This window comes from Gloeotrichia echinulata CP02 (assembly GCA_038087035.1).
In the GTDB taxonomy this organism is placed as follows: Bacteria; Cyanobacteriota; Cyanobacteriia; order Cyanobacteriales; family Nostocaceae; genus Gloeotrichia; species Gloeotrichia echinulata.
Genome location: CP051187.1, coordinates 5,172,227 through 5,184,680 on the forward strand (window position 1 = coordinate 5,172,227; position 12,454 = coordinate 5,184,680).

Annotated in this window: 9 protein-coding genes and 1 pseudogene; 1 reads left to right on the forward strand and 9 read right to left on the reverse strand. The window is 41.1% G+C overall.

Going from position 1 to position 12,454, the window contains the following annotated elements; all coding sequences use genetic code 11:
• Positions 1-11: 11 nt before the first annotated feature.
• Together HEQ19_22850 and HEQ19_31275 are read right to left on the reverse strand one after the other, a co-directional pair.
• The gene (locus HEQ19_22850) at positions 12-371 is read right to left on the reverse strand and encodes a Mo-dependent nitrogenase C-terminal domain-containing protein (GenBank protein WYM01923.1); all 360 of its coding nucleotides are present in this window, start codon (positions 369-371) and stop codon (positions 12-14) included.
• A gap of 590 nt (positions 372-961) precedes the next feature.
• A pseudogene (locus tag HEQ19_31275) lies at positions 962-1,045 on the reverse strand (Uma2 family endonuclease).
• A gap of 203 nt (positions 1,046-1,248) precedes the next feature.
• Here HEQ19_31275 and HEQ19_22855 point away from each other — a divergent pair.
• On the forward strand, positions 1,249-2,067 hold the full coding sequence (locus HEQ19_22855; GenBank protein ID WYM01924.1) for a hypothetical protein: 819 nt from the start codon (positions 1,249-1,251) through the stop codon (positions 2,065-2,067).
• A gap of 45 nt (positions 2,068-2,112) precedes the next feature.
• Here the strand turns inward: HEQ19_22855 and HEQ19_22860 are convergent, their stop codons facing one another.
• The 7 genes from HEQ19_22860 to ftsY form a co-directional block, all read right to left on the reverse strand.
• Positions 2,113-2,829 (reverse strand): DevA family ABC transporter ATP-binding protein, encoded by a 717-nt coding sequence (locus tag HEQ19_22860; GenBank protein WYM03555.1) that lies wholly within the window; start codon positions 2,827-2,829, stop codon positions 2,113-2,115.
• A gap of 251 nt (positions 2,830-3,080) precedes the next feature.
• On the reverse strand, positions 3,081-4,238 hold the full coding sequence (gene devC, locus HEQ19_22865) for an ABC transporter permease DevC (protein WYM01925.1): 1,158 nt from the start codon (positions 4,236-4,238) through the stop codon (positions 3,081-3,083).
• A gap of 233 nt (positions 4,239-4,471) precedes the next feature.
• A complete protein-coding gene (locus tag HEQ19_22870) occupies positions 4,472-5,893 on the reverse strand; it encodes an HlyD family efflux transporter periplasmic adaptor subunit (GenBank protein WYM01926.1) in 1,422 nt (473 codons plus the stop codon).
• Between the two features lie 1,111 nt (positions 5,894-7,004).
• Complete coding sequence (locus HEQ19_22875) at positions 7,005-7,598, reverse strand: nucleoside triphosphate pyrophosphatase (protein WYM01927.1); 594 nt, start codon at positions 7,596-7,598, stop codon at positions 7,005-7,007.
• Between the two features lie 102 nt (positions 7,599-7,700).
• Complete coding sequence (gene psbP / locus HEQ19_22880) at positions 7,701-8,246, reverse strand: photosystem II reaction center PsbP (GenBank protein WYM01928.1); 546 nt, start codon at positions 8,244-8,246, stop codon at positions 7,701-7,703.
• 118 nt (positions 8,247-8,364) lie between these two features.
• Entirely contained in the window at positions 8,365-9,756 is a 1,392-nt protein-coding gene (locus tag HEQ19_22885) for a PP2C family protein-serine/threonine phosphatase (GenBank protein WYM01929.1), read from the reverse strand.
• Between the two features lie 1,004 nt (positions 9,757-10,760).
• Complete coding sequence (gene ftsY, locus HEQ19_22890; protein WYM01930.1) at positions 10,761-12,446, reverse strand: signal recognition particle-docking protein FtsY; 1,686 nt, start codon at positions 12,444-12,446, stop codon at positions 10,761-10,763.
• Positions 12,447-12,454: the final 8 nt, after the last annotated feature.

Sequence of the window (12,454 nt, forward strand, 5' to 3'; positions counted from 1 at the left end):
CGTAATTTTCTTCAACAGTAAGACTGAATATCTTCTCCACATTCATCTACTAAATAACAAAGAGCGCGAAAACGCAAGCTGACAAATTCATCGTAAAGCGGATTTAGTTTGCACATAGGCGGAATGTGGGCTATTTTTCGACCAAATACTATGATATCACGCTCAAATGGACATTGTGCGGGAATCAATTTGGCAATAAATTGGGCTAATTGACGATTTTGAATCTTGATATCATCAAGCCATTGACGTAATGGTTGCAACAAATCAAATTTACGTCGAGCAAATTGGTTGGCACTACCTGCTTGATTTTCTGCGCCTACAAGGGTAACAAAAGCAGGCAGAACAATACGCCGATTAGTTGTTTTAAGCATAATTGTAAGTAAAATTTTTCCTGGGTAGATTAACTATTTGTGGATTTGCAGTATTACTATGCAGTCTATATCTGCATTTTGTATTGTGCTTGACAATATAAGTTATACAAACACAAGAGATTAGTTTACAGGATATTGGCTGAGAAATGGTTTAACTAATTGATATTTAAACCTGCCACATGGCGAATAACTGTCCCGTTAAATACAAAATAACAAAGAAAATCTGAAAATGGTATTGCTTTAACTTATTGATTGCTGATATCTCAAATAGCGATCCCATATCTGTAACATCAAACTATAGTTATAAAACTATCTAGTATGTTGAGATGACGTTTTTTCGGACATAACAGGGTTTTCTCTTTGCACCAGGCAGATTTCACTAGGTTGATTTGATAACCAGGTTCTATCTTAGGGCACGGAGTAGTCAATGTAAAGTCCTATAGGTTACATAGGCTTACATATATATATATAAGAAATCGCCAAACCCCGTTTGATAAGTAGAAACTAATCTACCAGTATATGCTACTTATCGAACTGTCGCAAAAGCTACACTACCCCAATTCATCAGCAATTGAGGCTTGCTATGGATGTCCCCGCAAGGGATAACCGCGTAACTGTTGTTCCACCCATTCGCCTTGGGGATCAAATAGCCAGTATTCTTGTACACCTAGTTGAATATCATTTCATCCCTGTGATTGGAGTTTTTGGGAATACAGTCCACTGCTGAGGGATTTGTCGGCAGCCCAGGAGTAAAGTTACAGTGTTTATACATATGAAGTTTCTGTCAAGCTATAAAAAAAATACAATGTTAATGCCGAATGACAGACAAGATTGGGGCATCCTAAATTTCAGAAGTCAAGTTTTTTAGTTTATCATCATGTTTAGTTCCATATTGATTGCCCAATCCTCAGGGTCAAAGACAAAAAAGGAATATCACGAAGTATCTACTAGCACTCAGCAAATACCACCATTGTTGGTCATCACCTCTGGGGGGCTGACTTTTGCGGTGATTGCTTTGATTGTTTATAGCAAAATTTTGATTAATAAACTGGAGAAAAAAAATAAATTTGAACAATTCCGGGCGCGGGAACTAGAAAAAAAGTTTAAGCTAGCGCTGGAAACAATTCGCAAAATGGAAACTAATCCCGACTTGGTGAATTCACGGGACTTTAACCTGGATTATCTGCGAATGCGGATGTCAGAGGAGGTGTTTCATTTTGCGGTCATTAATCAAATTAAAATCCAGGTTAAAGAAAAAGTTTCTCAAGCTCTGCGTCCTAGTCAAGCCCAACAAGGTACAGTAGGAATTGCCAGTAACGCCGCACGACAGGTGGATGAGATTTTTGATGTCGAGTATGAAACTGGGACTCCACCAAACTCTGCTAAACGAGTGCTGTTTCGCATTCAAATTAGGTTAATGAAGTTACCAACACAAGCAACTTCTGCTACTATTAGCCAAATTATTGATTGTATTGAAACTTACCTTAGCCCAATGGAAGACGAAGATACTTGGCAACCAACTATTCAAGGTCGGATTGCCTCAATGCATTGGGATCAAAAGGCGAAGCCTACGCCTTTACTAGTACTGGAACAATCGAATGAAGGCGTAAATGTGACTTTTCGCACTAGTCGCCAAGCTAATAACTCAAAACAGCAGCGACAATCTGAAATCAAAAATTCAGGCTTTGCTAAATAATGATCATCACTTGAGGGTGCATAATTTTATGTCAAAATTTTATCATCAAGAATCGTGATTGATAACTACACTTTGGGAATCACGTGCTAAAAGACCATCTTCCATTTCGACAATGCGATCAGCAATGTCCAAAATGCGGTTGTCATGAGTCACTAACAAGATCGAAGTTCCTTGCTCTTTGGCCAGTCCCTGCATGATTTGCACAACATCCCGTCCTGATTGTTTGTCTAATGCAGCCGTTGGTTCGTCTGCTAGCACCAGTGGTGGACGATTAACCAAGGCGCGAGCTATTGCAATTCTTTGTTTTTGCCCACCAGAAAGATTGTCTGGGTAGTAATTAATTCGTTCGTCTAACCCAACTGCTTTTAGCATAGCTTCTGACTTAGCAATTGCTTCGCTTTGGGCAATATTGTCATTCAATTCCACCGCCATTTGCACATTTTGCCTAGCACTTAAAAACCCCAGCAAATTGTGAGCTTGAAAAATATAACCAATTTTGCGCCTGACTTGTACTAATTGGTTCTGACTAGCACCCAATAGTTCTGTACCTAAAAATTTCAGACTTCCCTCTTGAGCCGACCGTAAACCACCAATCAAGCTGAGTAATGTGGTTTTACCTGACCCCGATGGACCAGTCATAATTACAATTTCTCCTGGATAAATTTCTAGGTTAATGTCAAATAAAATCTGTTTTTTCAGTGTACCTTTACCATAGTAATGATTGAGATTTTTAATGGCAATTACAGGTTCCGTTTTCTTCATACAATGATTATCGATAAATTGGCAGTTACCAGACAGAACTGGAGTTTCCATAAGAAATTATAATTCCTCACTTATAAATTATAAAATATTAATTTTGCCAAAACCCCAGATTTCAGCTTTAATTTATAATTTGTGATTCATATTTATTTACTAAAAGTTAGGAGTGCTGTTAATGTAGCCAATTTTTCTGAGTAATAAGGTGGGCATTGCCCACCCTACAAAAATACTTACCAATGACCAATGACAACTAATTAAAAAATATCTGCTGGGTCGGCAGAGCGCAATTTACGGACAGCAATAGCTCCAGAAATAAAGCACATAATAATAGTCAAAATTATTACAGAAATAGCACGTTCAAGACTCATGATAACTGGCAGAAGTGTGGCATCTCTAGCAAGTTTATACAAAAACATAGCAAAAGTAAATCCAGGAAGATATCCGACAATTGCTAATATCAAAGCTTCTTGTAAAATCACGGTTAATAAATAATTTTGTGTATATCCTATTGCTTTCAGGGTTGCATACTCAGCCAAGTGATCAGCAACTTCAGTATAAAGTATTTGATAAACAATCACAGTTCCCACAATAAAACCCATAATTGTCCCTAGAGTAAAAATAAACCCAATCGCGGTACTAGTTGCCCAGTAATTACGCTCGAAATCAATAAATTCCTGCTTGGTTAACACATTTATTTCGTCTTGAGGTAAATATTTTTTCAACTCTTTGACAACAGTATTAGCATCTGCTCCGGGCTTTAATCTAATTAAACCAATATCAACTAATCCTCGTTGACGATTATTGAATATTCGGAAAAAATTGACATCACTAGTAATTAAATTTCCATCGGCTCCAAAGGATGCACCTAAAGTAAATAAACCTCCGACCTTAATTCGCCTCCTTCTTACTTCTGCCATCACAGTTTTACCTTGCTCAAAATTGGCAGCAATGGGACCATATTCTACACGAGAAGAACGGTCATATAAAGCCACATCAGGCAGTTTTAGTTTATCTAAATTTTGTTCAACTCCAGATAAATTGAATAAATTAACCTCTGGATTGAAGCCAAAAATTAGGATACTACGAGGGCGTCCTGTTTCAGGATTTTTCCAACTTGTATAGTCTAAATATATAGGATGTACTGATTGTACTGCTGGTAAATCTAAAGCTTTATATAACCGCCGTTGAGAAAAGCTTTTCATTGACAGTACAGCATTAGATTGCTGGTTAATTAAAACAATATCACCCTGCAAACTAGTATGTAGGCGAACATTGCTATAATATAGAGCATCTCGGAAACCGAGTTGCATAAACATCAGAACATCAGCAAAACCGATGCCTGCTAGAGCCACCGCTAAACGTGTTTTTTCTCGTGTTAGTTGTAGCCATGATAGAGGTATTTTACCTTTCATTTTAAGTAAGTGGGCACAATGAAACTACTGGTCATGGTCGTCCTTTGTCATTGATTATTGCTCATTGGTAAGGGTTTTTGTGTGTTTACATAAAGTACTAGTACAGCACGGCGTAAATAAAACACCCATTCCAAATCTCTCAAAAGCTGAAGTTGGATTAATTGTGAATATTGATGTAAATATTGAATTGTTAATTCCCCGTAGCGGTATTAGGTTTATTTCCATTTACCTGCTTACTTAGAATTAATTTCAATCATTACCTTAGCGTTAGTTAACCCTGCAACTAATTGGCTATCTTCTCGATAGAGAGCAACTTTTACCTCTACAACTCTCGCATCAACATCAGCGGCGGGGTCTGTATTGAGTACATCTTTTTTGCCGATTTGTCTGCCAATGTCAGTGACAGTTCCCTTTAATTCGCCGTTAAATGCGCCATTATCACTAGTGATAATAGCGTGTTGACCGAGACGCACTTTACTAATACTATCTTCAGGTACTTCAGCGATAACAATCATCTGATCGGTTTGGCCAATTTCAGCAATACCCATTTGACCGATGGCTTCTCCTGATTTGGTGTGGATCTTTAAAATCTCACCATTAATAGGTGCTTTGACATAGCTCAACCTCAACTCTGCTTCCGCTTTTCTTAGCATTGCGATCGCATTGCTGATTTGTGCTTGTGCCACTTGCACATCAGTAGGACGAACTTCCATCAGTCGGTTCAATTTGGCTTGTTCTTCCTCTATTTGGCGTTGTAAAGTAGCGATGGTTTTATCGCGATTCACCTTGGCTTCGATCAATTGCTGTTGCAAAGTTGTTAAAGTTTTTACCTGGTTGGCTCTACCCTCAGCAATTTGTTGTTTGAGAGTGGCGATCGCCTGTTTCAAGGTGGCTTGGCTTTCAACAACCTGCTGATTACTAGTTTCTGCACTTAGGCGTCTTCTATCCCGTTCCTGTTGGGAAATAGCACCTTCGTTGTATAACATCTCATAGCGTTGAGCATCGACTTGAGTATTGCGTTGCTCTGCTTGTATCCTAGACAACGTTGCTCTTAAAGTATCTTTTTGCCCTTCGAGTTCAGCTTCTAGGCGATTAATCGTTGCTTGTTGGGCGACCTTTTCTGAACTTAACTGAGCTGCGATGCGAGTGATGCTGGCTTGTTGAGCATCCCTTTCACCACCTAACTGCGCTTGTAGGCGAGCAATTACAAATGTTTGAGCTTGAATCTCTCTTGGGGAACCTGCTTTAATTTGCGCTAAATTAGCACGAGATTCCTGCAGTTTTGCTTTGGCTTGTTCTACCGCTGCTACTTGGGTTTCGTGATTGTCCAAAACCGCAACCACTTGACCTTTGCTCACTCGGTCTCCTTCCTTGATCAGGAGTTGCTGAATTCTTGAACTGCTTTGCACTCCTGCTGTTGGTGCAGATAATTTAATCACCTCTCCTCGCGGTTCCAAACGCCCCACAGCACTAATGTTGTGAGCAACTGGGTTAATTGATACAGTGGAGGCTAGCTTTTTGAGCTGCTCAATTTTAGCTGTACCTAATAAACCCGCCGCGATTACTATTGGTAAGGCTACAGCAATGCTCCACCAAACCTTAGCTTGTTCAAGTGGCTGCTCCCTTAACTTTGGCTTCTCAGTCACCCTTGACATGGTATGTTTTGCCCGTTTATCTAAATTGTGCTGATGGTAGTAAAAACAAGTGAGTTAAGTAGGTCGGCGTCCATAAAATTCACATTTGTCATTTGTCATTTGTTATTTGTCATTTGTCATTTGTCATTTGTCATTTGCAAAAGTTTTAGGTAGATATTTACTGACATAGTTATGTTTATTTCCACCGACTTACGCACAGTTATATGACTCACAAAATGTATTGAATAAACAGCCAATTCAGCCGCTTATAACAAAGATAATTTTGTGACAAATGTCTTAAACATTGCCAATCATGAAGAAACTTTTCTTAGTTTTAAAGACTTTTAGAGCCTACAGATCTTGTGCCACGGAATAGATGCTTTGGTAAATGTGGTGAGATACATCTGGTTAAGGTACTTCTGAAATAAAAAATATTCAATCGCAACTTTTGGCTGATAACTGTCAACAGTCAACAACTTCAAGTGGTTGTTTTTATTTTTTGGAGTTCCCTAATTGAAGTGATACCGTGGAGTATGATGGTGCTGTGCTATTGTTGATTGGTAAAGGTTTCAGGTAACTTTACGTAAAGTACATAGTTTTGTTTATTTGGGTCTACTTACTTCGAGTATTGTTAACATCATATTTTCCTTAACTTGCTGGTCAATCTGCAAATAGGGTTGCTTGCTGATAGCTAATGAAGACAACGAAGCATCTTTGGATATCCATTCCAAAGACCTAACTGTTCTCCCTAAGATTTTTTCTGACTCCATCAAACTTTGGTTAAATGAATTCTACATTCATCAGTTGCAGGAAAACGTAACAGAGCCTACAGATGGGAAGATGGGGGAATTTTGTTATTGGTCATGGACCAATACAGTTCAGTGAAGGAAAATTGTCGTAGGGGCACGGCACGAATAAAATTGTCATTAGAAGAAAAGATTTTGGATGCCGTGCCCCTACACTGTATACCACTGGAGTCTAACTGAACTGTATTGAGTCATGGACCTACTCTCCGGGCACATTCGTAGGGTGCGTGAGATGGCAAAAATCTGTGGTTCATCATGAAAAGCTCAAATCTGACGCACCCTAGAAGATATGGTAAGTCCTGTGGTCTTTAACTTTGGATGACTGACTATTTCCAAAAATCCGTAACATCGTATCCAAGTTCTGCTAACATCTGCCGCAGCAGGGGTAAACTCAGACCAATGACATTGCTGTGACAACCGGCGATTTTTTCCACGAATAGACTACCAAAACCTTCGAGAGCAAAAGCACCAGCACATTTTAGGGGTTCACCTGTAGCCACATAGGCTGCAATAGCGCGATCGCTCATTTGAGCAAAATAAACTCTTGTCACCTGACATTTTACCAAAGTGCGATTTTGGGAAAGGTCAATCAAGGTATGGCCTGTGTAAAGGTCGCCAAAGTTACCTTGCATAATTTGCCAACGGGCGATCGCTTCTGAAGGGTCTGCTGGTTTACCATAAATCTCTCCATTAATCGCCAAAACCGAATCGCAACCCATGATTAAAGCCGAATCAAATTGCCCAATCACAGTTTCTGCCTTACACTTGGCAAGAGTTTGCACTAATTGACCAGGATCATTCAGTTGGATTTGCGACTCATCAAAATCACTGGGACAAACTATCGGTTCAATACCAACAGTTTGCAGCAAGCGGCGTCGCGCCGGGGAAGCGGAGGCTAGGACAAAGGCTGGTATGCCCATAATAGAGGAGATAGGGAAAGGAGGGGGATGGAGAGAAGGATTTCCTATTCAGCATATCCTATTCCCATGCCCCATGCCCTCTGCCCCATGCCCCAATCCCAATTAATACACCGAGAAAGAATTTATCGCATCGTCAATTATGGATTTAACTTTGTGCCAACGGTTTTCGGGGATCGAGGCGTTGAAGGTAAAAACCTTACCACGGCTAACGGCTACACTAGCAATGTTGTGTCGCTGTTGATTATTGGGGAGTTTAACTGCATATTCCAGGATGTAGTATATCTTACCGTTAGATTCTCGTTCAACAGCATTGACTAATTCCGCTGAACGACCAGAGCCAGGAGGAGCAAGAGCAGCTTTGCCCAGCCTATATCCTACTTCTGTTGCTGTGCCCAGTTCTGCCAAAGTTTTACCTTCGGGAACCGGACTAATCACTACAGAGACATTTTCACTAAACTCAATCAAATCGTGAAATACCACATCAGGCCCATTAGCAACTTTAACTTGCACCCAGCCGTTGGGATATGAGAACTCATACCCATCAATAGTGTCTACAAAGCTGTTGAGTCCAGCCGCAGCCGCTACACCAGAATTACTCAGGCCCAAACTCAATACCAATACCAAAATCAATACAATTCGTTTCCACATTTTTACAGATTCCTTTCGCCTGGAAGCAACACAAGGCAAGCGTCATGTCTGGTTTTCATTTTCCCATTAACAGGCACGCTTCGGGTGATGGGGTGATGGGGAAACAAATGACAACTGACTATTGAATTTGTAAAACAACTAATGTCATATCATCGGTGTTTTGCTTATCCGGTCCGATGAATTGCTCAACTTGGTCAAAAAGATAATCCACAATTTCTTGTGGACCATTGCAATATTTACAAGCAGTATTGAAGGCAGTAACGAAGTTTTCTTCATCGAAGCGATCGCCACTTGCAGCAGCGGCATCGGTTAAACCATCTGTATAGTAAATAACTGTATCCCCAGGCTCTAATTGGGCTTGGGCATCTTCATATTGACTATTGGCATCCAAACCAATGAGCATTCCTATGGTATCTAATCTGGTCACAGTTTTTGTGGCTGCGTGCCACCACAAAGGAGGATTGTGTGCGGCATTACTATAAGATAAAACTTGGGTTTGGGGATTATATTCTGAGTAAAATAGGGTAACAAAGCGGTGGGAATTTTCCAAATCCGCATACATCACTCGATTTAAGTTTTGCAGAATTCCCGATGGGGTATTACCGTGTAATACTTCTCCCCTTAGCATTCCCCGCATCATTGTCATAATCAACCCGGCGGGGACTCCTTTGCCCATGACATCCCCAATTACCAATCCCCAGGGGACAGTTTCCGAGCTACTTTTGGTATGTGGTTGAATCTGCTTGTGATTGGTGGGAATAAAATCATAGTAGTCGCCCCCGACACGATTGGCAGGTTTACAACGTGCGGCTAAGACTGCACCTGGAATGGTGGGACATTGACGTGGTAAGAGTCGTCTTTGAATTTCGGCACCAATTTCTAATTCTTGGTCTAGGCGTTCTTTTTTCCTCAGTTCTACTGCTAGTTCATCGTTTTCGATAGCTACTGCTGTTTGATCTGCAACTAACCGGACTAATTTTTGTCTGGTTTCTGTCCAGCTATATTCTGGATCGCGGCTTAAGACATATAGCCATCCCCGTTCTGTATGCTTCACCAGAATAGCAGTACCAAAGATTTGTACATCTGGCCCCAAGTAACGATGCATCTGATCGTCCAACATCCCCGTGGCGCTTGCTAATGGGGCAGTATTTGGTATAAGTGTAATTTGACTGGTAGCTGTTTCTAGGGCTTTGCGGATGTTTTTACGCTGGCGACTATCTTGCCAGTGTAGCTGCTCTAATCTGACTTGACCGTTGGGTTTGTAGAGAAACAGAGCGCTACCATCTGCGTCTGTTACTCTTGTTGCCATCAGCGGTATCAGCTCCAAAAATTGATTCAAATTATTGAAGCTTCTTAAGGCAAATCCTAAAGAACTTAGCAAATCTTGGATTTTGTTTTGTTCCCGGTGCAGCCTAGCCACGAGTTCCTTCAGTGCCACGACTGGTGTGACATCCGTCGTAGCACTACTATTACTGTCAGTGGGTTGAGAGGGCAGTTGAGACACAGGCACGGGTACTATTGCACTTTAAGATCAGCAAATTTTAGATTACGGAGAAAATCTTTGGTCTTGGGATTGCTAAACCATATTGGGACAAGATTTGTCACTTTAGCAAGAGTAAAAAGACGTAAGACGTAACTTTTACAAGTATTGCATTTGCTTATAGCATTTATTGCTAAATATTGCATTTTAACGCCATGTATTCCTCGTGAAAACTCTCTCCGTAATAATCACTAAATTTTTCAGTCCGTATAAAGCTTTTCATTTTTCCATAAATTAATTACTCATTCATATACCTTTAGATATAAAAATATCCGTTTTTCGTAAAAAAACTTACACTATCAAATTTCATCTTTAAACTGAGGGGTCTAGGGGGCTAGGGGTTTCGGGGTTTATTTGATGATTGGGGGTACAGGGTTTGGCACTCATTTTTACATCGGAAAATATGCCTATTCAGATGCTTTTATATTATGCAAAAAACTAGCAGATAGTCACACAAAAGGCATAATATCCAGACCCTGAAACCTGGAAATCGAAAGTTTAGACTCTGATGTTTTAGTTTAATTATCACATTTGACACATTTAAATGTCGCCAGAAAATATTCTTGAATTGTTGAAAAAGTATTCGCTGCTAATACACCTACTAACGCTATGTAGAATGCTCAATCTTGCCCTCGATCTCAGTGAAGGGGCAAGCTTCTCAGTCCTTACATTGCAAGTGTTTCAGTGATTTTGTAGATGCAAAGCGGCTCAAGGCAGGGTATAGTAGCTTGATTACTGCTTCCCTGGAATAGTTGTCTTTCCTGCTCTATTTAATAACTCTGTTCAGGGGCTAAAAAATACAGCATTAAAGTGAAATTCTAGCAAATATTATCCACATTTGGTGGAAAATTTATGATTTTAGGACTTAGGGTTTTTCCAGCATTTTAAGTGAAATTAATCAAGTGATAATACCAGAGCCGTAAGTCCTAAATTTATTACTTTTCCAAGAAAAATCTTAAGTGAAAGCTCTTAAACTAGCCGCTCAATAGCGCTTCGACAAACTCGTAACTGGAGAAGGGACGCAGGTCTTCGACGCCTTCACCAGCACCAATAAAGCGAATTGGTAAACCTAGCTGCTGCACAACAGCCAGTGCAACGCCTCCTTTGGCGGTGCCGTCAAGCTTGGTTAATACCACACCACTGAGTTGGGCAGCTTGAGAGAAAACTTCGGCTTGCCGTAATCCATTTTGCCCTAAAGTGGAATCTAGGACTAACAATGATTCTACTATGGCATTCGGGGCTTTTTTGTCAATAATCCGCCGGATTTTACTGAGTTCGTCCATCAAGTTTTTCTTGTTTTGCAGTCGTCCTGCGGTATCTACCAGAAGTAATTCAGTTTCCCGTGCTTGGGCGGCGGCGATCGCGTCAAACACCACTGCTGCAGGATCAGTATTCTTACCGGGATTGGAAATAACTTCCACACCGCTTCTGGTTCCCCAAACCTTGACCTGTTCGACAGCGGCGGCGCGGAAGGTATCGGCTGCACCAATCAAGCATTTATAGCCAGATTTTTGGGCTAAGTGAGCGATTTTACCGATAGTAGTGGTTTTACCAGCACCATTTACCCCGGTAATTAACCAAATATTCAAAGTTTCTTTTTCTGGGGAAAAAGTAGGTTTGAGGGATTTTTGGATGGGAGCATCCAGCATATCCCGGATAATTTGTTTGAGGTAGGCGATCGCCTGTTCTGGTGGAGTAACTTCTGTTCGCAGTTTTTCCTGGAGAGCATTAATTATATAGTCTGTTGCCTCTACACCCACATCCGCTTGCAGAAGCAATGCCTCGATTTTGGCTACCGCCGCTTGATTTAGCGGACCTTGACCGACTATTGCCTTCAGTTGATTAAGTATACTACGGCGGGTTTTGTCTAAACCTTGGCGTAGCTTTTTCAGCCAGGTAATTTCTTCTATCGAAACATCTTGGACTCGCCTACCTTGGGCTTTTAAGACTTCGGTTGACCAGACAAATCCTTCATCAAATGCCAATTCGGGAATTTCTTCTGTTGTCTGTGGTGTAACAGTAGTGGTAGCCTGTGGCTGTACTACCTCTGGTTCTGGTACTGGAATTGCACTGGCTATCAGTCTTTCCTGCTTTGCTTGTCGTTCAGCCGCAGCCCGTTCTAAAAAGGATCGGCTGGCTGGCGCTGTCGGTTGTGTCTGGTCGTCGCTTGTGGCAATAATTGATTCAGTGGCTACTGGTTCTGCCTCACTTACCGTTAGTTCTTGGCTAGAGACATCTGCCACTGAAGAATTTGCTGTGCTTTCTTCCTCCGTTACCGATATTTCCTCAGTAATTACTGGGATATTAGCTCTATCTAATTCCCCAACTTCTGTAGTTTGGGCGACTTCCGTCGGTTCTTCAATAGTTGCTTGGGTAACAGTTGCATCTATTTCGGGGGGTGGTGCGGTTTCTCCAGTTTCCGGTTCAGCTACAGGCGCTGACTCCGGAGGTATTTCTACTAAAGATTGTTGTTTTTCCTGGATATTTTTGTAAGCTGCTTTAGCAAACGCCAACAAGTCAGCCGCTGACTCTGGTGGAGTTTCAGCAGCTGGGGTTGGCTGTGCTTGGGGTTCTTGTTCAGGAGGAGTTTCTCCCTGTTTTTGCTCTGGGGGAGTCTCAGAGGAATCGTTATATTGACGACGGAACCAATTAAAAGCCATTACAGAAG